Origin of the sequence: Terribacillus sp. AE2B 122, assembly GCF_902497585.1 — a bacterium.
GTDB lineage: Bacteria > Bacillota > Bacilli > Bacillales > Amphibacillaceae > Terribacillus > Terribacillus saccharophilus_A.
The window spans coordinates 576,890-599,250 of record NZ_LR700942.1 but is presented as its reverse complement, the minus strand read 5'-3'; the positions used below and the strand labels follow the sequence as shown (position 1 = coordinate 599,250).

At 43.5% G+C, this 22,361-nt stretch carries 24 protein-coding genes and 1 other RNA gene; 5 read left to right on the top strand and 20 right to left on the bottom strand.

All coding sequences use genetic code 11. The features are described from left to right. Nucleotides 1-91: 91 nt before the first annotated feature. From vrrA to AE2B122_RS03120, 6 genes are all read right to left on the bottom strand, one after another. Nucleotides 92-649, bottom strand: a complete 558-nt coding sequence (gene vrrA / locus AE2B122_RS03145) for a VrrA/YqfQ family protein (protein ID WP_175073058.1) — start codon at nucleotides 647-649, stop codon at nucleotides 92-94. 167 nt (nucleotides 650-816) lie between these two features. Next, on the bottom strand, nucleotides 817-1,065 hold the full coding sequence (locus AE2B122_RS03140; protein ID WP_175073057.1) for a DUF2584 family protein: 249 nt from the start codon (nucleotides 1,063-1,065) through the stop codon (nucleotides 817-819). Between the two features lie 13 nt (nucleotides 1,066-1,078). Continuing rightward, a complete protein-coding gene (locus AE2B122_RS03135; RefSeq protein ID WP_175073056.1) occupies nucleotides 1,079-4,186 on the bottom strand; it encodes an AAA family ATPase in 3,108 nt (1,035 codons plus the stop codon). Nucleotide 4,187: 1 nt separating this feature from the next. Further along, the gene (locus AE2B122_RS03130) at nucleotides 4,188-5,339 is read right to left on the bottom strand and encodes an exonuclease SbcCD subunit D (RefSeq protein ID WP_175073055.1); all 1,152 of its coding nucleotides are present in this window, start codon (nucleotides 5,337-5,339) and stop codon (nucleotides 4,188-4,190) included. Nucleotides 5,340-5,411: 72 nt separating this feature from the next. Continuing rightward, nucleotides 5,412-6,149, bottom strand: coding sequence for a YqcI/YcgG family protein (locus tag AE2B122_RS03125; RefSeq protein ID WP_095217862.1), 738 nt, complete (start codon nucleotides 6,147-6,149; stop codon nucleotides 5,412-5,414). A gap of 73 nt (nucleotides 6,150-6,222) precedes the next feature. Then, nucleotides 6,223-6,441, bottom strand: coding sequence for a transcriptional regulator (locus AE2B122_RS03120; RefSeq protein WP_095217863.1), 219 nt, complete (start codon nucleotides 6,439-6,441; stop codon nucleotides 6,223-6,225). Nucleotides 6,442-6,554: 113 nt separating this feature from the next. Here AE2B122_RS03120 and AE2B122_RS03115 point away from each other — a divergent pair, with 113 nt between their 5' ends. Beyond that, nucleotides 6,555-6,887 carry a YolD-like family protein gene (locus AE2B122_RS03115; RefSeq protein WP_095217864.1) on the top strand — a complete coding sequence of 111 codons (333 nt, stop codon included), beginning with the start codon at nucleotides 6,555-6,557 and terminating at the stop codon, nucleotides 6,885-6,887. 48 nt (nucleotides 6,888-6,935) lie between these two features. On the opposite strand, the gene AE2B122_RS03110 is transcribed toward AE2B122_RS03115, so the two are convergent. The 9 genes from AE2B122_RS03110 to AE2B122_RS03070 form a co-directional block, all read right to left on the bottom strand. Continuing rightward, nucleotides 6,936-8,327, bottom strand: a complete 1,392-nt coding sequence (locus AE2B122_RS03110; RefSeq protein ID WP_254593400.1) for an L-cystine transporter — start codon at nucleotides 8,325-8,327, stop codon at nucleotides 6,936-6,938. A 194-nt stretch (nucleotides 8,328-8,521) separates the two neighbouring features. Further along, on the bottom strand, nucleotides 8,522-10,357 hold the full coding sequence (locus AE2B122_RS03105; RefSeq protein ID WP_175073054.1) for an LTA synthase family protein: 1,836 nt from the start codon (nucleotides 10,355-10,357) through the stop codon (nucleotides 8,522-8,524). After that, a complete protein-coding gene (locus AE2B122_RS03100) occupies nucleotides 10,357-11,958 on the bottom strand; it encodes a GNAT family N-acetyltransferase (protein ID WP_175073053.1) in 1,602 nt (533 codons plus the stop codon). The genes AE2B122_RS03105 and AE2B122_RS03100 overlap by 1 nt, the downstream gene beginning before the upstream one ends. Nucleotides 11,959-11,964: 6 nt before the next feature. Then, entirely contained in the window at nucleotides 11,965-12,561 is a 597-nt protein-coding gene (gene plsY, locus AE2B122_RS03095) for a glycerol-3-phosphate 1-O-acyltransferase PlsY (RefSeq protein WP_175073052.1), read from the bottom strand. Between the two features lie 129 nt (nucleotides 12,562-12,690). After that, a complete protein-coding gene (locus AE2B122_RS03090) occupies nucleotides 12,691-12,906 on the bottom strand; it encodes a YozE family protein (protein ID WP_095268826.1) in 216 nt (71 codons plus the stop codon). A 111-nt stretch (nucleotides 12,907-13,017) separates the two neighbouring features. Then, on the bottom strand, nucleotides 13,018-13,512 hold the full coding sequence (locus AE2B122_RS03085; protein WP_175073051.1) for a dihydrofolate reductase: 495 nt from the start codon (nucleotides 13,510-13,512) through the stop codon (nucleotides 13,018-13,020). Between the two features lie 12 nt (nucleotides 13,513-13,524). Then, entirely contained in the window at nucleotides 13,525-14,481 is a 957-nt protein-coding gene (locus AE2B122_RS03080) for a thymidylate synthase (protein ID WP_095268824.1), read from the bottom strand. Nucleotides 14,482-14,495: 14 nt separating this feature from the next. Beyond that, a complete protein-coding gene (locus AE2B122_RS03075; protein ID WP_175073050.1) occupies nucleotides 14,496-15,110 on the bottom strand; it encodes an HD domain-containing protein in 615 nt (204 codons plus the stop codon). 15 nt (nucleotides 15,111-15,125) lie between these two features. Further along, a complete protein-coding gene (locus AE2B122_RS03070) occupies nucleotides 15,126-15,977 on the bottom strand; it encodes a DUF72 domain-containing protein (protein WP_254593399.1) in 852 nt (283 codons plus the stop codon). Between the two features lie 381 nt (nucleotides 15,978-16,358). Between AE2B122_RS03070 and AE2B122_RS03065 the strand changes: the two genes are divergently transcribed. From AE2B122_RS03065 to AE2B122_RS03055, 3 genes are all read left to right on the top strand, one after another. Further along, on the top strand, nucleotides 16,359-16,559 hold the full coding sequence (locus AE2B122_RS03065) for a cold-shock protein (RefSeq protein WP_095217872.1): 201 nt from the start codon (nucleotides 16,359-16,361) through the stop codon (nucleotides 16,557-16,559). Between the two features lie 129 nt (nucleotides 16,560-16,688). After that, nucleotides 16,689-17,372, top strand: a complete 684-nt coding sequence (locus tag AE2B122_RS03060; RefSeq protein WP_175073049.1) for a queuosine precursor transporter — start codon at nucleotides 16,689-16,691, stop codon at nucleotides 17,370-17,372. Nucleotides 17,373-17,384: 12 nt separating this feature from the next. Then, complete coding sequence (locus AE2B122_RS03055) at nucleotides 17,385-17,777, top strand: ribonuclease HI family protein (RefSeq protein ID WP_095268821.1); 393 nt, start codon at nucleotides 17,385-17,387, stop codon at nucleotides 17,775-17,777. On the opposite strand, the gene AE2B122_RS03050 is transcribed toward AE2B122_RS03055, so the two are convergent. Next, entirely contained in the window at nucleotides 17,771-18,052 is a 282-nt protein-coding gene (locus tag AE2B122_RS03050; protein ID WP_095217875.1) for a DUF6123 family protein, read from the bottom strand. The genes AE2B122_RS03055 and AE2B122_RS03050 overlap by 7 nt on opposite strands. Before the next feature lie 191 nt (nucleotides 18,053-18,243). On the opposite strand from AE2B122_RS03050, the gene AE2B122_RS03045 reads away from it, so the two are divergent. After that, nucleotides 18,244-18,771 (top strand): hypothetical protein, encoded by a 528-nt coding sequence (locus AE2B122_RS03045; protein ID WP_175073048.1) that lies wholly within the window; start codon nucleotides 18,244-18,246, stop codon nucleotides 18,769-18,771. Nucleotides 18,772-18,804: 33 nt separating this feature from the next. On the opposite strand, the gene AE2B122_RS03040 is transcribed toward AE2B122_RS03045, so the two are convergent. The 4 genes from AE2B122_RS03040 to gpsB all read right to left on the bottom strand — a co-directional run bounded on the left by AE2B122_RS03040 (nucleotide 18,805) and on the right by gpsB (nucleotide 22,351). Next, nucleotides 18,805-20,295 carry a carboxypeptidase M32 gene (locus AE2B122_RS03040; protein WP_175073047.1) on the bottom strand — a complete coding sequence of 497 codons (1,491 nt, stop codon included), beginning with the start codon at nucleotides 20,293-20,295 and terminating at the stop codon, nucleotides 18,805-18,807. 17 nt (nucleotides 20,296-20,312) lie between these two features. Beyond that, nucleotides 20,313-21,446: a class I SAM-dependent RNA methyltransferase gene (locus AE2B122_RS03035; RefSeq protein ID WP_175073286.1), complete on the bottom strand. Its 1,134-nt coding sequence runs from the start codon at nucleotides 21,444-21,446 to the stop codon at nucleotides 20,313-20,315. Nucleotides 21,447-21,540: 94 nt separating this feature from the next. Further along, nucleotides 21,541-21,914, bottom strand: an RNA gene (gene rnpB, locus AE2B122_RS03030) — RNase P RNA component class B. Nucleotides 21,915-21,976: 62 nt separating this feature from the next. After that, nucleotides 21,977-22,351: a cell division regulator GpsB gene (gpsB, locus tag AE2B122_RS03025; protein WP_175073046.1), complete on the bottom strand. Its 375-nt coding sequence runs from the start codon at nucleotides 22,349-22,351 to the stop codon at nucleotides 21,977-21,979. Between the last annotated feature and the right edge of the window lie 10 nt (nucleotides 22,352-22,361).

Genomic DNA, 22,361 nt, shown 5'->3' with positions numbered 1-22,361 from the left:
AAAGGTAGCGTGTTGTAATGCCATAATAAATCCCTCCTTCATCGTATGCTATATATTTTCCTCTTTTGCAGAAAAAAATCAAGTAGCACGCTTAAATATACATTTTCGGAAGAGACTCTCCAGATCCGCTTTTCTTCGGTTCCTGTTTAGATGGTGGTTTTTCATCCTTAGAGATAGAGGTTAAGATCTTGTCGCCTTCCTCGCTTTTATCCTTTACCTCATCCTTATCCTTTGCTTCGGTCTCAGATGCTGTTTCCTCATCGTCTTCATCAAAGTTGATGTCCTTTAAAGCTTTCATCATCTTAAGCATGGAAGGCAAGTTCTTCACCATCGGCCCATATTCCTGTACCATCGGCATGAAGGACTCAGCCGCTCTTAGTGCGCTTTGTGTATGATTCAGCATGTCAAGTAACGATACTCCGCCAGTAGAACTGCTCCTAGCAGGAAGAGCTGCCCCAACCCCAGTTTGTGCGCCTCTGCTTCCCCGGTTGAGAATCTTTTGCAGAACACCAGGTAAACCGCCAGATGTACGCTGAGGCTGAGGTTGGGGCTGAGGTGCAACTCTTTGGTGGGAAAGAAATGGGTTCCTTCTTACAGGTGGCTGGCCTCGTCGCCCAAAGGCGGAAGGACCGAATAGATTTCTTGCCATTCACATACCTCTTCTCACGTCAATATTTCTACCAGTCTACGCAAGCAAGAAGTATTTTGTTCCATTCTATTCCGTATGCAGGCAATATATTTCCCTATCCAGCTCCTATTTCCCGGGCAAGCGCAAAATTCTCCCTCTATCTCCTTTTAAAGCAGGGTATTATGTCGTTAATTGACACTTGATAACGAAACAAGCTGATAAGTACAAATAGTTTGCTTCTCTTTCAACGTCAATTCGACAATGATTGCTCTGCCAATTTCGTCGGTATCTTTCGCTCGCTTGATATCAATCGGTTGATGAAGGGGAAATATATGATATCCCTGCAGTTTTAGCTGAAAAATATTTTCTTTGCTGTCAATTCGTTTTTCTTTTCCTTCTGTACGCAGAACTGTTTCAAAATTGATTGGTGTTCCCAAATTGTCTTCCTCCTTATTGGAAAATAAATTTTGCAGATGACCCTGTCGGCGAAGTATCAATCTGCAGTTTTGTATGAATCTCCTCTTTCAGCTGTGGTACATGTGAAATGATGCCGAGTACTCGATTGCTCGCCTGCAATCCTTTCAAACTGTCAATGGCCTGCTCAAGTGACACTTCATCCAGTGTACCAAAGCCCTCATCAATGAATAAGGTTTCGAGTTCAACCCCGCCTGCATGCGCTTGAACAACATCAGACATGCCAAGAGCAAGCGATAATGCTGCTTTAAAGCCTTCCCCGCCGGATAATGTCTTGACTGGGCGTTCCTGTCCAGTGTGATGGTCGATCACTTCCAAATCCAATCCGCTTTGAGCACCACGTTTGGCAATCTGCCCGCTTCGTTGGAGCTGATAGCGGTGATCTGTCATTTCTTCTAATCGAATATTCGCCTGAAGAATGATTTCATCCAAGAAGCTGGTTAGCACATAGCGCTCAAAGGAAAGTCGCAGGCTGTTATCTCCTTTTGCTAAATTAGCTAGTTCGCCAATATCGTAATACTGTGTTTTTTGCTCTGCGGCTTCTTCCTGAAGACGTATTAAGGATGTCATAATATCTTTATGGTGAGAGGCGTAGCTTCTTGCCATATTCAGGCTGCTATTTTTTGCTTCGAATACTTTCTCCGCTTCTGTCACTGCTTGTTCAAACAGATTTAAATCTGGCTTTTCCTTTTTATCGGTTTGCTTGAGCAGTGACTCAATCTGTTCAGTAACACTGCGGCGCTGCTGTTCATGCCGCTCCAATTCTTCTTGAAGCTTCCTTACGTTTAGCTCCGAACCGCTGGCTTGCCTGAAAGATTCCGTATCAGAAAATCCTGCTTCTTCGAGCTTAGCGAGAAAAGCTTTTTCCTCCTGGATGTATGTTTGCTCCAAATCTGCTGTGAATTTTGCAGTTGATTCCAGAGCTGCTGCTATTTGCTGTCTGCTTCTGGAGATCTCCTCGAATTGGTGCTGCAATGCTTCCCATTCGTTATTTGCAGCTTCGATTGCAGCTTCTTCTTGCTTGATTTGATGTTCCCATTCGGAATGATCCTGAAGCACTTCAGGCAGCTGTTTGCGTTGATAACTTATTTCTGCCTCAGCGCGGGTATACGTTTCTTCTAATATACGCAGATCATTTTGGAGCTCTTCTGCGGCCTTCTGCTCTTGTTCAAACGTTTGTTTAAGCTGCTCAAGTGTCTGTCTTTTCTGTTCCAGCTGCTTACGCTCTGCCTGCTTCACACGAAGGGAACCAGTTATTTTGTCCTTTTTCGTTTGTATATCTTGTTTCAGCTCATCCAGTTTTATCTGATCATAAGAAGCTTCTCCAGTGATGTTCTGGTATAGCTCATCTGTCACCTGGCGGATAGCCTGCCCATTCGATTTTGCTTCTACATATTTTTTCTGTACTTCATCATATGCACGCTGGGCCTCTTCGAGCATCATTCTCTTTTGTTTCAGCATCTCAAATGATTGGATATGTGTTGTTGTCTGAGCCGGTGATGGATGCTCGGTAGATCCGCAAACAGGACAAGGTTCACCAGATGCAAGCTGTCCGGCAAGATGGGCGGCGTGATGGGCAGCCTGAGCTTCTTCCATTTCAGCAATCTCACGCCGCAGTTGCTGCACGTTGTTCTCGTTTTCTTGCAGCAGCTGTTTGGTTTGCTGATAAACGGTGCGCATTTCCTGTAACTGGCGGAAAGCATCTTTCAATCGCGCTGCTTCCTCCAATTGTCGTTCGAGTTTTTCAAGTTTTCCCTGATCCTCATAGAATGCTTGAATCAGAGCAGCTTCCTGGCTTAAATCTTGTTCCAGTTTATTTTGCTGGCTCTTTTTATCTGTGTGTGACTCTTTTAACTTATGCAAACGCTGCTGCTTATCTTCAAGCATCTTTTGAATGCGTGATAACTCTAGTTTGCGCTTCTCATATTCTTTCCATTGTTCGAGCTGCTGCTTTTGTAGCTGCAGCTTTTCTTGGCGGCTTTTTCGCTGCGGTTCCTGCTCTTTTGCTTTTGTGTAAGAAGAGGAGATGGTGGTGTACCGCTGCTCTAGCACATCTTTTCTTTCTTTTGTCTCTTGCTGGGCTTTTACTTGACGCTGCCATTCCTGTTTACGGGTGACGAGCTGCTGCTCGTACGGCACTAAGCGGTTTGCGCGCTCCATATCATGAAGGCGCTGCTGTTTTTGTTTGATATCAGGAAGCTTGTGCTCGAGCTGTTCTTTTTGAACAAGTGCTTGCTCCAACAGTTTGAACGTTTCAAGAAGGTGCTTTGCTTCATAATATTGTTGCTGACGTTCCTGCCAAATATTTTTATGCTGTACAAGTTCCTGCTCGCCCTGCCTAACAGCAGTTGTTATAGCCTCAAGTTCTATTTGCAGCTTCTGCATCGTCTCGGGTACACTGTCTGTCTCCGCGGGCTCCTGTGTACGCCATTCGATTTTGCTGATTTGCTGCTGTTCTTTCCATTCCGTCTGCTGCAAACTATCTTTCAGTTGTTTGGCTTCGTCCTTTAGCGCATCTGTCATTCGTTCATAAAAGTACGTGCGGAAGATGCGTTGAAGAATTTCTTCCCGTTCTTTGCTGTTCTCAGAGATGAGCTTCCGGAATTCTCCTTGAGGAATCATGATCATTTTACGGAATTGTTCATAATCGAGGCCAATTTTCTCTTCGATTGCCTCGTTCACTTCCTTGATCCTGGAAGTGATGAGTATCTGCTCCCCATCTTTCCACTCATAAAATTCTGCTCTTGCCGGATCATCCGTAAAGCCGTCTCCGCGTTCTTTCTTTTTCTGCTGTTTCGGATAACGGATGACTTCATATTCCGTACCGCGAAGTGCAAAACGGTATCGTACCTCTGTTGTTTCACCTGGTGCTGCGTAATGGCTGCGAAGAGAATCTTGGTCACGATCACTTCCACTGGCCCGTCCATACAAACTGTAACATATCGCATCAAAAATGGTTGTCTTTCCTGCACCTGTCGGACCTGTGATTAAGAAGATGGATTCTGCTCCAAGCTCTCTGAAATCAATGGTCTGTGGTTTATGATATGGACCGAAAGCGGTCATATTCAATGTAATGGCACGCATATCAGCTTCTCCTCTCTTGCTCGATCAGACGCTGGATGACCGCTTCCATATGAGTCTGACGGTGTTCCGGTATAGCTTCACCTTTCATTTCCTCATAAAAGGCAGCAAATAGCTGCATATGCGACATGCGCTGCTTTTCCTTGATTTGTTTGATATCAGACATGGAGCTGGCGCCGACCTTAGCCTTTCGTTCTAATCGAAGGATATTTGGGTACAGTTTACGGAGTTTCCCCATAGGATCCAGCAGCTGCCCGTCATCCAATAAACGTATATGCAAGTAATCGTTTGGATTTCCTGCCGATCCTTCCATTAAATCATCAAAGTATCCTTCCACAATGCGCATATCACGTTCAGGTACAAGATCAATCTTCTCAAATGATTTGAATCCGGCAGCATCAAGCTCCACCATCGTCACCGATTTCTTATGATTTGCCTCCGAAAAGGAATACTTGAGCGGAGAACCGCTGTAGCGTATATGATCACTGACGATTCGCTGTGCCTGATGCAAATGCCCAAACGCTGCATACGTAAATGGTTTGAAAAGAGCTGCATCCACATACGGACTTCCGCCAATCATGGAGAGACGTTCTTCAGAGTCAGATTCCATACCGCCTGCCAAAAAGGCATGTCCAACAAATACATGACGTTCTGTCATGTCATATGTGTCGGTAATATAGGAAATTATTTGCTCCATTGCTCGTTGATGGGTAGTAATGCTGTTATCTCCAAAGAACGCACGTACATCAGCTGGCTCTGTATATGGAATAAGGTGAAAATGGACGGGACCATGTGCATCTACCAGTGTGACTGGTGTCATTCCAGGCCTCAGCTTCGTTTCAATGTACAGCTTACTTGCCTTGAACAGTTGGCTGCCAAAATCGAGGCGATCCGGGCTGTCATGGTTGCCGCTAATGGACAATACAGGTATTTCCTTATCACCGATAAGCCAGTTCCATGTATTGTTGAGCAGTTCTACTGCATCTCGGGGCGGAATAGCCCGATCATATAAATCGCCTGCTACGATGACCGCATCAGGCTGTTCTCTATCAATTATCGTTTTGATCTGCTCCAGGATAAGAGCTTGGTCTTCTGTCATATGTACGCTATTGACAATCTTACCAAGATGCCAATCAGCGGTATGCAATAGTTTCATAACGAATTCCTCCTGCTATTATTCTAGCATGATTTAGAAAAGGGTGGTATGGGAAGAACCGGCAGGAAACTGCTAGTCTTGCTTTCTTCTATGAAAAGGGCATTTGGAAGGCGAACTATTGTCATCATGGAGAAAGTACTGCTTCCATTCGAGATTGTCCTTATTGCCGTATGCATTCAAATCCGGATGTATATCACTTGAATCGTATTTGAGGATACGTTCCCGGATTTTCTGCTTGATACCAGCAGCAGCTTTTGGTTTTGATTCGAATGTCTCCAGTACCCATCTTGGTGTTATGGCTAACATCATACACGGGAAATGCCGGCTTTTCTTATTGGAATGTACTGGCGTGGCACAATACATGAAATATTGCTCACCCCCAAAGCAATATTCCCACAATGCATTTGCTGGATCATTTGGAATGTGAATTGGCCAGCTCTGTTGATCGTGAGCTGTCGTCTTGCTGAGCAGATTCCAAAAAATATCGAAATAAGCAGGTACATCAAGGTGTAGCTCCTGCTGCTTCGTTGTATCAAAGAAAATAATGAGGGAAGTATAAGAACCAAATTCCTTTGCTTGCTGTCCGTATGTGTGCAAAAAATCCGCCAGCTGCTTAGTTGCATCCTCTGTCGTAGGATCAACCGCAAAACCGTAACGGAATTGTCCAAGCCTATGGCCTACCGTGGCCGGTATGCAAGGGAACAGGGATTGCTGATCGTATAATTTACTATGGAAGGCGAGTAGTGCTTCTTGCTGCCAAGAAGTCTTGAGGTGATTTTCAGCATTAGAGCTGTCGAACAAGATCGTCATCACATGTTCTCCTTTTCCTGGGTTTATCCCTAGTAATTTATTCAGGATGGAGATAGCAGGTGAATAACAGGAATTATGAAGATATGCGCCAAACGTTCTGCTGTGGATGAATGGCAAGAATTCGGTCCAGTCTGAATGTGCGCAGCTGTTTGCGCAAAAAACAATAGCCAGTCACTGATGCGTCATTGATTCGTTCGATCTTTACCTGGCGCTTCGTCAAGGAGCCATCCTTTGCCATATAAATCATCGTAACCTGCTGCTCTATGAATTTCGCCAATGCGGCTCTTTCCATTAAGATCCCTGCTTTCTGTATAAATTCATATATTTATTATATACGAACGTATGTTCCGTGTCACTTGAAAAAGAACACACGTTCGATTATACTATTTACAGGAGGAATGACGTATGGTGAATGATCGCGGGAAAATCAAATGGACATCCTTGATGCTGCCTGAGCATGTGGAGATGCTGCAGCAAATGGGGCGGGAGATCGGAAAAGCAACTCCCCCGATCATGGATGAACAGCAGCTGGAAGAATTGGAACAGAAGGTTCGTTATATTCAGGTAGGCAAAACGAAAGCCAGTATGATGTACCGAAAAGGGCGAAATGTGGAAAATGCGTCAGGCATCGTTACAGGACTGAAGCAGTCCGAGCAATATTTGCTTCTGGATACAATGGATAGGCTGTATCCTATTCGCATTCCATTCGACCATATTATAGATATCACATTGCATTAAAAAGAGCCGCTCCCATCTGGGAGCGGCTCTTTTAGTGCAGCAGAAAAATTAATGTGTCATATTTTCCGCTGGAGCTTCATTGGAAGTATATGTTTTTGTGTCCAATTCGCCAAGTGTTCGGCTGGTAACAAGTCCTGATACCATTGATCCGCTAACGTTGAGTGCTGTCCGCCCCATATCAATCAGTGGTTCAACCGATATTAACACTCCTGCTAAAGCTACGGGTAAATTCATCGTAGAAAGAACAATCAAAGAAGCAAATGTTGCTCCTCCGCCTACTCCTGCTACACCGAATGAGCTGATCATAACAACTAGTATTAAGGTTACAATGAATGACGGTGATAAAGGATTTATACCTTGAGAAGGCGCAATCATAACCGCGAGCATAGCTGGATAGATTCCAGCACATCCATTTTGTCCGATTGTGATACCAAATGATGCTGAGAAATTGGCGATAGATTCTGGTACACCTAATTTATTTCGCTGTGCTTCAACGTTCAGCGGCAGAGTTCCAGCACTCGTACGGGAAGTGAAGGCAAAAGCCAATACCGGAAAGACCTTTTTTAGATACTGCTTTGGACTTAGTCCAAGTACAGCCAGAACAATCAAATGAACAACGAACATAGCAATCAGCGCGACGTAAGAAGCGATAACAAACTTACCTAATGTTGCGATTGCGTTAAAATCACTGCCTGCAACTGTCTTTGCCATCAAAGCAAGTATGCCATATGGCGTTAAACGCAATACCAATGTGACAATACGCATGACAAGACTATGCAGCGCTTCAATTATTTTTTGGAAGAAAGCAGCATGCTCAGGTGTCTTTCTCTTTATTCCAAGGTAAGCTACTCCAACAAATGCCGCAAATATGACTACTGCAATCGTGGAAGTAGGTCTTGCTCCTGTCAAATCCAAGAATGGATTAGCAGGTAGAAATTCTAATATTTTTTGTGGGACTGTTGTACTTTGTACTTCAGTCAGGCTTGTTTCCAAATCTTCTCCGCGTGTTATTTCCGCATCACCAGCAGTTATATCAATTGCTTTCAGATCGAAACCTGCAGCAGCTGCAATACCGATTGCTGCGGCGATTGCTGTTGTCACCATAAGTGTACCGATGACAAGTCCACTTATCTTTCCAAGATTAGAAGACTTCTCTAGTCTCGTGAAAGCAGCTACAATCGAAATGAAAACTAGCGGCATAACGATCATCTGCAAAAGCTTCACATATCCGCTTCCCACCAACCCAAACCAATCATTTGTCATGACGATGGTTTCAGAAGCCGGGTCATAAACCAACTGCAATATAACTCCGTATACAATACCGAGACCTAATCCGGTCAGTACTCGTTTAGAAAAGGAAATATGCTTCTTCTGCATGTAAAAGAGTAAGCCGATTAAGCCTAAAAGAATAATAATGTTCACAAATGTGAATAAGTCCAATTAAATCATCCTCCTAATTAAATAATATAATTCCAATCAACTAAGTATGAATTGACCTTTTACACAATACCATGATGGAAAGATTATGTAAATATGAATCTATGATTAGGAAATGAGCAGGTAAGGAGTGGGATACTGTTTAATCATATGAATTCCAACAAAAAACCGGTTCCTCTAATCGGAACCGGTTTTCATCAATCAGCGAAACGAAGAAGATTACCATTCAGGATAGCATCTGAATAATATAAATCTTTATTGCGCTTTTCAAAATAAGGAGAGCATTTTTCCATTTTTGTCTGTTCAGCTGAAGTCTTATCATAGCAAAGCTGTTTTGTGTAGATAACTTCCTCCGAAACAAAATCACCATCTCGAAAAACAACGAATGGATCACGATCAACAGCTAGCAGATCCTGGCCGAAATTTGGATAAGCAGCCGTATCCACGCCAAGCAGATGCAAGATGGTTGGCTGGATATCAATCTGTCCTCCAGGACTATGAAAGGTTTTTCCCTCCTGTCCAGGTACATGAATGATAAGCGGAACCCGCTGCAAGTCAAGCTCTTCCGGTGTCGAGAGATTCTCATTCAGATAGGATGCAATTCCATCATAATAATTCTCTGATATCCCATAATGATCACCAACTAGCACAATGATGGAATCTTCGTATAAGCCGGAGCGTTTCAGTTCACCAAAAAATTCTTTAAGCGCTTCATCCTCATATCGTACAGTCTGGAAGTAGCGGTCCACGACATCGAGACCTGTATCTGCTTCTTCTATTAGTATATCCTCTTCATCCAAGAGAAATGGGAAATGGTTTGTAAGCAACAGAAACTTGCTGTAGAACGGCTGTTTCAGTTCTTCCAGATAAGGCATGGATTGCTCGAGGAAAGCCTCATCCTTTATACCGTAATTAACAGAATTTTCTTCGGAAACTTGATAAGAATCCTTAGAGAAGAATTCATCATAGCCAAAAGCATCATATGCTTCCTCCCGATTCCAGAAACTGCCGACATTGCCGTGGAACGAAGCGCTGTGATATCCGGATTTTGTAAGGATTTCGGGCATAGCAATAAACTCATTCTCCGGCCGTCTTACATAAACAGAACCGCTTGGAAGCGGATAGAAAGACTGATCGAACATGAATTCAGCGTCCGAGGTCTTTCCCTGAGCAGTCTGGTGATAAATCTGATCGAAATAGAAACTTTCCTCTATCAAGCTGTTCAGGAAAGGAGTGATTTCCTCTCCTTTCACTTTTCTGTCGATGACAAATTGCTGGGTGGATTCCAAGTTAACTAAGATGACGTTCTTTCCTTTTGCAACGCCAAAATATTCTGATGTGATATCTGTGTCGGCAGCTGCCAAGTACGCTGCAGCTTTCTTGTAATCCTGTTTTGTCGCAAACGTACTGCTGAGCTCTGCGCGCGTTGTTTGGTAAATGTCATAGCCATGATAATATACAGGTCCTAGTGTACTCACCATTGCTGATCGGTTATAACTGCCATCATGCTGATCTCCTCCGCCGATAAAGGAACATCCGACATTAATACCAATTAATAACGCAGTGCACACAACGAGAATACCCTTTCGCTTCCACTTGAAAGCTGCAGGATGCGGACGTTTGAGGATCCACCATAAAAGAAGAATCATAGTATCTGCAAAAAGCAATAAGTCCAGCGGATCAATCAATTCAGCAGTGCTTTGGCTGAGTCCCCCGACATTTTTGAACTGAAAAAGAATAGGCAGTGTTACAAAGTCGATATAAAAACGAAAATACAGCAGATTTCCGTATAAAATTCCAGTTATGATGATATGTAAAATAAGAAATGCGCCTGCGCGCAGCTTTCTGGCAAATAGATACAACAGGACAAACAATACTGCAACGGATGACATACAGGACAGGAATAGCAGCATGTAATCAAATGGTTCATAAAGAGGTAAATCGAAATAGATGATACAAATTAGGTACATTTTACATAAAAGGAGAACTGCCCCTACCGAGCAGAATCCTTTAGCGGTAGCAAGAAAATTCATTAGGCGATTGTTTCCTTCTTTCCGATCAGAACGGCAAGCGCATCCGTCACATGCTCCAAATCCTTCTCCTTATGATGTCCCATGACGGAAATCTGCACCCAATTGCGTTCGATAAGGTAACTGCTATTGCAGCTTATCAAATAGCCTTTCTTTGCGAGCTCCCGGCCTACGATATCCGCGCGTTGCTCCTCCGGCAGAACGATAGTAACAATTCCAGGTGCCCAGGCTGCATCTGCTAAGAGCGTCAATCCCTTCTCTCTGCAAAGTTTGATCAGTATTTCTGTCAATTTACCGACCCGATGCAGCAGCTTTGCATCTTCCCATTGATCGATTGCAGCAGACAAAGCTCTGGTCAAGTTAGATGAATGCGTGAACGGCGCGCTGTCATATGTATGGTAAAGACCCAGGTCCAGATATCGCGGTATGCTATTAGATATTTCAATTGTGTGGTGATAAAACACGAAAGCCAATCCAGCATAAGAAGCTATGCCCTTTCCGCTGCCTGCAGTGGCTAGGAACACATCTTGCAAATTAAGTGGTACATTGCCTAGGGAGCTGCAGCAGTCCAGAACCAACCTGCTGCCTGTCGTCTTCGTAATGTACTTCAGCTGATCTAAGTCTTGCAGCACACTGGTTGAGGTTTCCAAATGGACAGCCCATATCCAGTCGGCATTACAAACTTTTGCCTCTGCCAATATGTGTTCATAATCAAAGCTTTCACCCCAAGGTATTTCCACTTTGCTGAAATGCAGACCCGCCCGCTGCGCATGATCTGTCAGCCTCGAGCCGAACTCTCCATTAACAAGAATCAGGCCCCGCTGATTCAGTGTGCGTAACTGAGCTGCCACGGCATCATTTCCTAGGGTTCCGGTTCCCAGCAATATTTGAATATGCTTTGCTTTGGTCAAACTTCTTAGTCGACCTTGCAGCTGATAGAGCTGATCAAGAAACACAGGTGCACGGTGAGAGCATGCTGTCTCACCCATTGCCTTTTTTACTTGGTCAGCCATTGGAACAGGCCCTGGCAGGAAACTAATCGGATCTTGGTTTTGTAGAAGAACGCGCTGAAAAGCTCGCGCTTTGCGCTGGAACAGTTCTTCCGTCACATACATCGGTTGGAATTGTGCATCTCCTGACCCAGTTAACGGTCCGAATGGAACGAATCCCATATGTTTATACAGCTTCTGCTCCTGTAAGACGCCAGAAATAACGGCCATATCAAAACCATTTTCGAGACAGTATTGAATAAGCGCTTCTGCTAGCCTGAAAAATACGAAACTTTCACGATAGGCTTTTTCGACTGCCAGTAATCTGATCTCGCATTTGGCATCATGAGGAGGCAAGTAATCATCTAGTCCCTCTATTTTTTCATCAAGCGAAAAGGGCCTGGCTGAGCGGATAGCGATCATTGCAACGACCGTCTCCCCATCCAGGCCGATAATATATGTATTTTCCTTATTGAACCTGTCTATTCTTTTACGCTCCTGATTGGTCTCGTGCTGTGGAATTTCCTCTGTGAAAGTACGGTAATTTAGCGCATGGATCTGTTCGTATTCCCATGGATCTGTAGCAATCTTGTACTTTAATTGTGTCGAATTCATCGTATGTCACCTTTCGTTACGTAATAGCATATAGCTCCAAGCAGCTTTCAGATGCGTATGATGGGCTGCCAGGATAAGGACAGTCACTACAACGTAAACAGCAATAGTTAGCATGTCCAATCGTAAAAATGGGAGTAGCAGGGCAGTGCATGCATAAGCAAGTAACCCTGAGATGCTAAATTTTCTAACAAAAAGATAGATACATAGAAAAACAGCGAGCAGCAGGAAGGTTGCTTGGTTAGAGAAGATGACAAGTGCTCCGAGGGAAACTGCTATTCCTTTGCCTCCTCTAAAACGAAGCTGAATGGGAAATATATGACCCAGCACTGCTGCAATCACACCCAAACCTGCAATAATCTCAGTCTGACCGCTCCAGCGGATAAGTAGCACAGCTAGCATACCCTTAGCTAAATCGAAAACAAGCACCCACAAGAAGCCTTTCTTTCCCATCGCTCTTCCGGCATTCGTTGCTCCTGCATTCCCGCTTCCAGTCGAGCGTATATCGATTCCATGCTTCCATTTCACCATATAATAGGCTCCATTTAGAGAGCCCAGCAGATATGCCAATATGAGACTTATTATAGCAAGCCCGACGACTTCCATAAACTTACACCACCTTGCATTAGTTCCATAGTATAAATAAATATCTGAAACTTCAATGACATTTGACAAAATTTTACCTAAAGATGGAATAAAAATGCCTGTATCTGCTGATACAGGCATAATAATCACTTATTCTGTTGTTTCATAAGTTCGCCATAGACGATCAAAAACCTGCAGCGCTCCATGGAAAGGACTGTTCCATTCCAAGTATTCGCTGATTTCGTCATAGGATGAGCTATGCTTCGGAAAATTATGATCTCCAAAGATCCAGTCAGCAAGACGACTCTCATCCGTTGGCTTCTTCCGTCCTCGGTATGTCATCATAAAATGATAAAAAGAACGCATTTATTCACCTTCTTTCGGTAGTACTCCTCTCTTCTTCCTCCACACAGGATAATAAATTGTCAGCACTATAAGTAAGAAGAAAAAAACAGGTGGCAAAAATACATACAACATTTAGTGCCTTACCCGATCATATTGAATGAAGTAGTAATCGTATGGATTTCGTTCATCTTTGACGCCCTTCTCACGTGATGTTTCCTGCCACTTATTCAAAGGAAAGTCAGGGAAGTACGTATCTGCCGGAAAGTTATCCTCTATATACGTCATATAAATACGATCAGCGATCTCCAATGTCTGGGAAAAAATCTCGCTTCCACCGATAATGAAAATCTCTTTTTCGGAGTGCTCGTCCGCTAATTCCTTTACTGCATTCACATCATGCAAAATTGTAACACCATCTGCTTTGAATGCTTTATCCCTCGTGAGCACGACATTCGTCCGATTCGGCAGTGCACCATTCATAGAATCGAGCGTCTTCCTCCCCATGACGATGATTTGACCGGTCGTCTTTTCTTTGAAGAATCGCAGATCTCGCGGAAGTCTCCACGGAAGGTCATTCTCATACCCGATGCCTCGGTTCTGATCCATTGCAAATAATAATGAAATCATACTTGTCCCTCCTTAAACGGCGACTGGTGCTTTGATGGCAGGATGTGGTTCATATCCGATGATCTCCAAGTCTTCCATAGAAGCATCGAAAACAGAATGCAAGCTGTCTTTAATCTGCAATGTTGGCAATGCTTTCGGTGTACGGCTTAGTTGCGTCTCCACTTGCTCAAGATGGTTCGTATATAAATGGGCATCTCCAATTGTATGGATGAATTCCCCGACTTCCAATCCACATTCTTTGGCGATCAAATGTGTCAGTAAACTATAGCTGGCAATATTGAATGGGATACCAAGGAAAATATCGCCGCTGCGCTGATAAAGCTGGCAAGAAAGTTTATTGTCCGCTACATAGAATTGGAACATTGTATGACAAGGCGGTAGCGCCATCGATGGTACATCTTCTGGATTCCACGCGGAAACTATCAATCTTCTGGAGTCTGGATTTTTCTTGATCATTTCAATTATGTCTTGCAATTGATCGATACTTTCTCCTTGTGTCGTCTTCCAGTTTCGCCACTGCTTTCCATACACGTCCCCAAGATGGCCAAAACGTTCGCTAAAGACATCATCGGTTAGAATCTGCTGCTTGAAGCGTCCCATTTGCTTTTCATAGGCTTCACGGAAGTTATCATCTTGCAGTGAACGGCGTCCAAAATCGGTCATATCCGGACCATCATATGCTTCACTTTCCACCCAATTCTTAAACGCCCATTCATTCCAGATGTTATTGTTATGCTGCAGTAAATAACGGATATTTGTATCTCCCTTGAGGAACCAAAGCAGTTCGCTTGCGATAAGCCGGAAAGGGACTTTTTTTGTTGTTAGCAATGGAAAGCCTTTTTGAAGGTCAAAGCGCATCTGGTAGCCAAATACAGAAACTGTGCCAGTGCCTGTACGATCTTCTTTCTTTGCGCCATTTTCAAGAACATATCTGCATAGATCCAGATAAGCTTGTTCAGAGGTTGTCATAAGATATCATTCCTTTATCGTATATCATCACACGGCATTTCCCATTCCTCAAAAAATCGGTTCAGGAAGTCTTGCATGTAAGCATGTCTCGATTCAGCCATACGCAATGCTGTTTTTGTATGCAGTGTTTCTTTCAATTTCAATAGTTTATCATAAAAATGCTGAACGCTCGAATGCTTGGGGTCATTTGGCCAATGGATTAGGCGGCTGGCTGCTCCGCCAAAAGCGAACGTCCGGGCGATCCCGATAGCACCTATTGCATCCAGACGATCCGCATCCTGAATGATCTTTCCTTCCAATGTATCAGGTGTGCGTCCTTTACTGAAGGAAATATTGCGGCATGCCTGGAATATTTCCTGCATTACGTTTTCTTCCAACCCGATACGCCGCAGAAAACCTTGAGCCTCAGCCACAGCGTCTGCTGGCTCGTCAAACAGTTTATGGTCGCCAATATCGTGCATCCATCCAATTGCCTCTGTCAGGAACGGATCTGCACCTTCTTCGAATGCGATTTTCCTTCCCATCTTAGCTACCCGTTTCATGTGATAGAAATCGTGTCCTGTCGCATCTTTACGGAAAATGGTATATGCATAACGCTCCATCTCTTCCAATTGTCTTTTCTGTTCCATCATTCATCGTCCTTCCTAGTCAAATAGGTTCAGCTGTTCTGGCGGCGGGTCCGGCAGCTGCTGACCGAGGAGCTGCATCATCTCCTTAGCATTATCACTGGCATCACCGCCGGAATTATTATTGAATAGTAAAATGACACGTATGCTGGAATGTTCCAATTCCAATGCAGTTTCCCGCCATTCCTTCAATTCAGTCTGATTATATCGATAAAGAAAACGGACCTTTCGCCAGTCTTCACGGCCGTTTTGGTTCCAGCCATGTACATTTCGTCCGTGAAAACGGACGAGTGTCAACTGGTCGTTCGTTGCTTCGGGAACAGTAGGAACGGAACCGCTCCCCGCCTGCGGTTCATCGCAAACTGTATGTATGAATCCTAGTTCACGCAATAGACGCAGCGTTCTATCTCTGTATTCTTCTGCATACCAGGACTGATGCCGGAATTCAATCGCTACCGGCAGTCCTTTCGTCAGCTCACGAATAAACCGGAGCCTATCGATGCTTGTCTTTTCCACCTGGAACCAAGGCGGAAACTGGAAAAGGACTGCAGCTAGTTTATCTGCTTCTATAATTGGCTGAATCGAAGCTAAAAAGTAATCAAATAGAGCTGCTGCTTCTGCTCGCGTCATCTTTTTCCTACTTTGGCCGGTCATGTCCTGATGCGCTTTAATAATAAAGGAAAAATGTTCGGGAGTTTCCTCTGCCCATTTCGTATAATTACTGACAGACTGAATGGCATAGAAAGATGAATCCACTTCGACAACTTCAAAATGGGTCGCATATGTTTTCAATTTCTGCTGTCTGGCTTTTGCGTCCGGATAAAGTTTATCGTGATCTCCCCATCCGGTCACGCCGATTTGAATTGTCAAACTTTCGCCTCCTTCCGACAATATACGATTTATTATATTGTAATAGAATCGTATCAACCCATCAATGTAGAACGTTACTTGTCATGAAAAAACACAAGATGTCGCAAATTGATAAGAAAGAAACAGCAATATAGTATTTCAATTCAGTCAGGAAGCGATTACTTTCCCAATAAACCAACATTTTCCCCTACTTGACGCATTTTTCAAAATAAGCTATATTTGTGTCAAGCAAACAAGATGAGCGGAATAAACACATTGGCAGCTTGCTAGAAGAGCTAAGTAATTCCGCCCTTCTAGCAGACTGCCTTTTATAATTCATGCACGTCTTTTTGCATTACTACATGCGTTTTCTGTGAAACGTCTTTTAGGAGGATAAGGAATATGCCAAACGGAATTGTAAAGTGGTTCAACGCTGAAAAAGGTTACGGATTCATTCAAGTAGAGGACGGTAACGATGTGTTTGTACATTACTCCGCCATCCAGGAAGAAGGCTTCAAGAATCTTGAAGAAGGTCAGGAAGTATCCTTTGAAGTAATCGAAGGCGAAAGAGGACCTCAAGCAGCTAACGTAGAAAAACTATAATATAACTCTAAGCGGCAATCCACTGGGTTGCCGCTTTTCTGTATACATATCTTTCCTTAAGTTGCATCCGTTTGGAAAAGCGCGTATACTCTTCCATTGTCTAATATTTTTTCACTAGGAGGAGCAGCATTGAATAACGATTTACTTTGGATTGTCTTTTCGATTATAAATTTTGTCCTGCTGTTAATCATGTATCGGCTGTTCGGACGTCTGGGGTTGTTCGTGTGGGTTGGTATGGCTACAGTATTGGCGAATATCCAGGTGACGAAGACAATCGAGCTGTTCGGTTTGACAGCGACAATGGGAAATATCATATATGGAACCATCTTCTTGGCCTCAGATATACTAAATGAGAATTATGGTAAGAAAATCGCAAGAAAAGCAGTTGGTCTTGGCTTCTCTACCCTGATTATCATGACAATCATCATGCAGATTGTTCTTGTGTTCGACCCGGCGCCAAGCGACATTGCGCATTCATCCCTCAATACAATATTTGGATTCCTGCCGCGAGTCGCACTTGGAAGCTTAATTGCATACGGTATCAGTCAATATGTGGATGTCTGGCTATATGCCCTCGTTAAAAGAATGCTACCAGATGATAAGTTTCTTTGGGTGCGAAACAATGGCAGCACGATGCTCAGTCAGCTGCTGGATACGCTCGTTTTCTGTACAATCGCCTTCGCAGGGACATATGAATGGTCAGTATGGATTGAGATCTTCATCTCGACGTATTTGTTGAAATTCGTGGTTAGTATCATTTCGACACCGTTCCTTTACGGCGCAAAACGGATGTACAGGCAAATCAACGATTAGGGGGAATAGATATTGATCGAGGTATATACGGATGGTGCCACTAGTGGTAATCCTGGGCAAAGCGGTGCAGGTATCGTAATTATAAATGATAGTACACGTCATACTTACAGTGTACCGCTCGGAATGATGACAAATCATCAAGCCGAGTTTTGGGCCATCATCAAAGCACTGGAAATCTGTCAGAGCGATTACCCCGACGCTATCATTTCCTTACGTTCTGATTCCCAAGCGGCAGTACAAGCAATTGATAAGGAACATACGAAGAACAAGGAATTCCAGCCACTATTAGAACAAATCATGCAGATTAGCAGGCAGTTTCCTTATTTCTTCATTAAATGGATACCGGAAAAACAAAACAAAGCAGCTGATCAGCTTGCTCGGGAAGCGATTCGGCAGAATCAATGATATTGAAGTTGGAACCCTTTTCTAGCAAGCAGATCTTCTGCTTGTTTTTTTGTATGTATCTTATCTTCCCCTATTAAATCAAGCACACTAAGATAGAAGCTGCCATCAAAGGCATGCTGGAATCTCAACGTCACTTGTACAGCAAAAATAACCTTCCAATCAGGAGCATTGGCATAATTTTTACCAAAATAGATGAATTGTACGTCTTCGTCTGTCAGTTTGAATCCTTTTGCCCATAAATCGTCCAGAAAATAGGCCAAGCTATGTTTCGTCAACTTGCAAAACCCCTTTATCAGAATCCGACTTTTATTATAGCATTCTTGTTTGCGGTTTCAATGATTTAATGATAATTCTGTTTTATCGGATTTATTATATTTTTCTAACTTGCGCAACATTTCTCCTAAGTATTTACAATTCAAAAAGTTAGCATTAAACTAAAAAAGCCAATTAGAAAGGGGATGTTAGCGTGAAAAAGCTTATGTATTTGCTTGCGTTAACGGCTATCGTAGCCATCTTTGCAACAGGTTGTTCAAATGCTGAAGAAAGTAAATCTGACAGCGGTTCGGAAAAAACAGAAACGACTGATGTCAAAAAGGAACTGATCAATACGCAAATGGATTTCACTGCGGATTTCAGTCCTAATTATGCACCAATTGCAGATTATCAGGCTGCTCTAGCTGATGAAGCTTCAACTGAGGATGTTATCAAAACTTCCGCTGAGGCTGCTAAGAAAGCAGCAGATGAAGGTGCAGCAAAGCTTGCTGATTACAAACTGGAAAGTAATCTTCCAGATGAAGAGAAAGAAGCTTTCACTGCTTCACTTGAGTCCTTTAAAGCATACTTTGAAGAAGTGAGCAAAGCAATCGATGCTTCTCAAACAGAACCAAACTTAGATGCAGCTCAGAAACAATTCGATACTTTCCAGTCTGACTTGGAAGGAATCTATAAAGATGCTGGACTTCAAGTACCGGATATGGCAACAGCTCTAAGCTAAAGAAAAACGATGCAGACTAGTCTGCATCGTTTTTTATAATTGATAGATTTTGCTGTATTTCTCAGTTAGATAACTTACAAGATAATCAGCATTCAATCCTTCACCTGTAACATCCTGCAGCAATTCCAACGGTTTTTTAGCTTTTCCATATTGATGGATTTGATCTGTCAACCATTGCTTGATCGGGGCAAAGTCGCCTTTTTCTATCAGATTATCTGTATCCAAAGAATCCTGCATTTTGGCATGGAACTGTGCTGCATACATATAACCTAGTGCATACGATGGGAAATAGCCGAAGTCCCCACCTGACCAGTGGATATCCTGCAGCACACCTTGGGCATCGTTTTCAGGCACAATACCAAGGTATTCTTCCATTTTACTATTCCAGATTTCCGGCAGATCCTTTACAGCAATTTCGTCTTTGAATAATGCCTTCTCCAGTTCATAGCGAATCATAATGTGCAATGCGTATGTCAATTCGTCAGCCTCGATTCGGATGAATGATGCTTTTACTTCATTCACCGCCTGATAGAAGGTGTTAAAATCAATTTCTTGCAGTGCTGATGGAGCATAGGTTTTGAATTCCTCAAAATGGCCCTTCCAGAATGCTTCGCTTCGTGCGACAAAGTTTTCCCAAAACAGAGACTGAGATTCATGGATTCCCATGCTCGTTCCGCTTGCTAAAGGTGTTGCCGCTAATGCTTCTGCTATGTTCTGTTCATACAGCGCATGTCCGCCTTCGTGAATTGTACCGAAGACAGCCATACGAAAATCTTCTTCATCGTAACGAGTTGTAATTCGGACATCCTTCGGGTTTAGTGTGATTTCAAACGGGTGAATTGTATCGTCCAGTCTTCCCGCTTCAAAGTCATATCCCATTTTCTTCAGGACAGATATCGTGAAAGCTTTTTGCTGTTCTTTAGAAAAATGTGTCTGGAGCACACTAGTGTCTGGTTTCACATTCGATTGTTTGATTTGCTCAAGTAGATTTGTAAGAGATTTGCGTAATGCTGGGAACACTTCGTCCAGTGTCTCCATCGTCACGCCAGGCTCATACATATCCAACAGAACATCATAAGCATGCTGTTCAGCATTCCAATAGGAAGCGAATTTCTTCTTATAAGTGACCAGCTCCTCCAAATATGGCTGGAGCAAACTGAAATCCCCTTTCTCCCTTGCTTCTCCCCAAACGGATTCGGCTTTGGATTGAAGCATGATATATGCTTTAAACTCTGCTTCAGGAATTTTCTTGTTGCGATTGTATTCTTTTTCACTCTCAGCTAGTGATTTGATTAGAATGTCGTCCTCGGCGATGGGCTTAAGTTCATCAATCAGTTCTTTCAGTTTGTCAGATGTGGATAGACGATGCGACTGCTGTGATAAGTAGCTAATCGCTTCAGCCCGATATTCCATACCGGATTTCGGCGCTTTCGTCCGCAAGTCCCAATGCATGAGGGCAATTGCTTCTTCATAAGCTTTTTGTTCCTTGATCAAGTCCCAATATTGCTGTGTTGCATCTGACATACTATCCGCTCCCTTTTTCAGATATGTTTACCGAAATACTGATAATAATCGGTTTTGATAAAACCGTTGAAAAGCTTGCGTTTCTTAGTTGCCTGCTTGCCATAGAATGTTTCAAAGCCTTCGTGAGATGTTAAGATATAACCGCTCCAAGAAGGGTTATCCTTCATGATGGAACCTAGCTCTTTATAGGCCTTTTCCACCTCAGGGCGATCTCCCAATCTTTCCCCATATGGCGGATTCGTTATCATATAGCCATTATCCTGCTTCGGATTCCAATCCGCCACCTGCATTTGTCTCCAGTTGACCAATTCGCCAAGACCCGCTTCAATACTATTTGCCTTCGCAATTTCCACCATTTTATGGTCGATATCCGAACCGGAAATATAGAGTTCTTGATCATAATTAGCTAAATCCTCTGCTTCTTCCAGCGCCTTTTCCCATAGGTCGGATTTTATCCAATGCCAGTTTTCGGCATCAAATTCGCGGTTAAATCCAGGAGCAATGTTCTGACCGATTAGTGCGGCTTCGATGGCAATCGTTCCGCTACCGCAGAATGGATCATGAAGTGGAAATTCCGGACGCCAATTCGTCAAAAGTACCATCGCAGCTGCAAGTGTTTCTTTAATCGGTGCTTCTCCTTGCCCGACGCGATAGCCGCGTTTATGCAACCCTGTACCGCTTGTGTCCAATGTCAAACTGACCGTATCCTTCAAGATAGCCACTTCAATCCGGTGTCTTGGACCTGACTCATCCAACCAAGAAGCAATGCCATGCTTCTGTTTCAGTCTTTCTACTACCGCCTTTTTTACAATACGCTGACAGTCAGGGACACTATAAAGCGTCGATTTGATACTTTTTCCAATCACTGGGAATTCTCCGTTTTCCTGTATGTACGTTTCCCATGGCAATGCCTTTGTCTGTTCAAAGAGCTCATCAAAAGTAGTCGCCTTGAATTCTCCTACCAGCACTTTAATACGATCGGCTGTCCGCAGCCAGAGGTTGCAGCGTACAATAGCGGACGGATCCGCTTGGAATACTACTCTGCCATTATCTACTTGTACATCTTCATAGCCCAGCTGCTTCACTTCACGTGCAACAACTGATTCCAATCCCATCGCAGCAGTGGCAATTAGGGTCACTTGCCTTTTCATCATGTAAAACCTCGCTTTTATGTATTAAAAAGCCCTCTCTAGCTGAAACCAGTTAGAAAGGGCTGTTTGTTGTATACAGTGGACCAAATGAATGTTCTGTAAGCCATGTTCTGTACCGATGCACTGCGAGCGGTGGTCAGCCTCGTACAACGGCAGTAATCATCTATCTACAAGCTCATCGCTTGTCCCTTTTTAGGTTGAATTCCCATAATCAAGGGTGCCCCTACCAACATTTGGGTTGCTCACTCGTGGGGTTTACCTCGTTCCACTCAGCAAGTTTCCAAGCTGACTACGTCACTGTGGCACTTTCAAGACATGTCAGCCATATCCGAAGACTTAGGCTTTCTGCCTGCCGTTAGCATTACTGCTACCTTGGCTTATGAATTCGCCAAGCACGAACACTACAAGCATCTCAGCCTGTGTGAGCATGGACTTTCCTCTGCATCACTGCAGCGATTACTCAAACATTCATTTTTAAGTTGCTAACCTATTGTACGCGGTTCGACGTCAATAGTCAAGACCGCCCAGCATCAAACATCATTCTCTGCGAATTTTTTCCCGAAAACGGCCTTTTCCAAATTGGACAGACGTTTAAGGATGTCATAATTCACTTGGTGATTCATCTGTGTCTCTCGCTCTCGCACAGGAGCAGCTGGCTGTGGAGCTTGTTCTTTCGACTGCTGTGCAGATCTGGATGATCTGGTCGTGTCGTTCGAGGACTGCTGTTGTCTAAGACGTTCATTCTCACTTTTCAGCCGATCGATTTCTTTTTGGAATGTTTCATAATCCTGAATGATCTTATCCAAATACTCATCGACTTCATCTTGATTATAACCACGCATACCTGTTTTAAAATTCTTTTCAAAGATATCTTTTTGTGTCAGTTGGATGTTTGCCAAAGCCATACACAAGTCA

Excerpts from the sequence above, each read along its gene's own strand:
- vrrA (WP_175073058.1), bottom strand. The coding sequence starts at position 649 with ATGGCAAGAAATCTATTCGGTCCTTCCGCCTTTGGGCGACGAGGCCAG.
- AE2B122_RS03135 (WP_175073056.1), bottom strand. The coding sequence starts at position 4,186 with ATGCGTGCCATTACATTGAATATGACCGCTTTCGGTCCATATCATAAA.
- AE2B122_RS03130 (WP_175073055.1), bottom strand. The coding sequence starts at position 5,339 with ATGAAACTATTGCATACCGCTGATTGGCATCTTGGTAAGATTGTCAAT.
- AE2B122_RS03125 (WP_095217862.1), bottom strand. The coding sequence starts at position 6,149 with ATGACGATCTTGTTCGACAGCTCTAATGCTGAAAATCACCTCAAGACT.
- AE2B122_RS03120 (WP_095217863.1), bottom strand. The coding sequence starts at position 6,441 with ATGGAAAGAGCCGCATTGGCGAAATTCATAGAGCAGCAGGTTACGATG.
- AE2B122_RS03115 (WP_095217864.1), top strand. The coding sequence starts at position 6,555 with ATGGTGAATGATCGCGGGAAAATCAAATGGACATCCTTGATGCTGCCT.
- AE2B122_RS03105 (WP_175073054.1), bottom strand. The coding sequence starts at position 10,357 with ATGAATTTTCTTGCTACCGCTAAAGGATTCTGCTCGGTAGGGGCAGTT.
- AE2B122_RS03100 (WP_175073053.1), bottom strand. The coding sequence starts at position 11,958 with ATGAATTCGACACAATTAAAGTACAAGATTGCTACAGATCCATGGGAA.
- plsY (WP_175073052.1), bottom strand. The coding sequence starts at position 12,561 with ATGGAAGTCGTCGGGCTTGCTATAATAAGTCTCATATTGGCATATCTG.
- AE2B122_RS03090 (WP_095268826.1), bottom strand. The coding sequence starts at position 12,906 with ATGCGTTCTTTTTATCATTTTATGATGACATACCGAGGACGGAAGAAG.
- AE2B122_RS03085 (WP_175073051.1), bottom strand. The coding sequence starts at position 13,512 with ATGATTTCATTATTATTTGCAATGGATCAGAACCGAGGCATCGGGTAT.
- AE2B122_RS03080 (WP_095268824.1), bottom strand. The coding sequence starts at position 14,481 with ATGACAACCTCTGAACAAGCTTATCTGGATCTATGCAGATATGTTCTT.
- AE2B122_RS03075 (WP_175073050.1), bottom strand. The coding sequence starts at position 15,110 with ATGGAACAGAAAAGACAATTGGAAGAGATGGAGCGTTATGCATATACC.
- AE2B122_RS03065 (WP_095217872.1), top strand. The coding sequence starts at position 16,359 with ATGCCAAACGGAATTGTAAAGTGGTTCAACGCTGAAAAAGGTTACGGA.
- AE2B122_RS03040 (WP_175073047.1), bottom strand. The coding sequence starts at position 20,295 with ATGTCAGATGCAACACAGCAATATTGGGACTTGATCAAGGAACAAAAA.
- AE2B122_RS03035 (WP_175073286.1), bottom strand. The coding sequence starts at position 21,446 with ATGAAAAGGCAAGTGACCCTAATTGCCACTGCTGCGATGGGATTGGAA.
- gpsB (WP_175073046.1), bottom strand. The coding sequence starts at position 22,351 with ATGGCTTTGGCAAACATCCAACTGACACAAAAAGATATCTTTGAAAAG.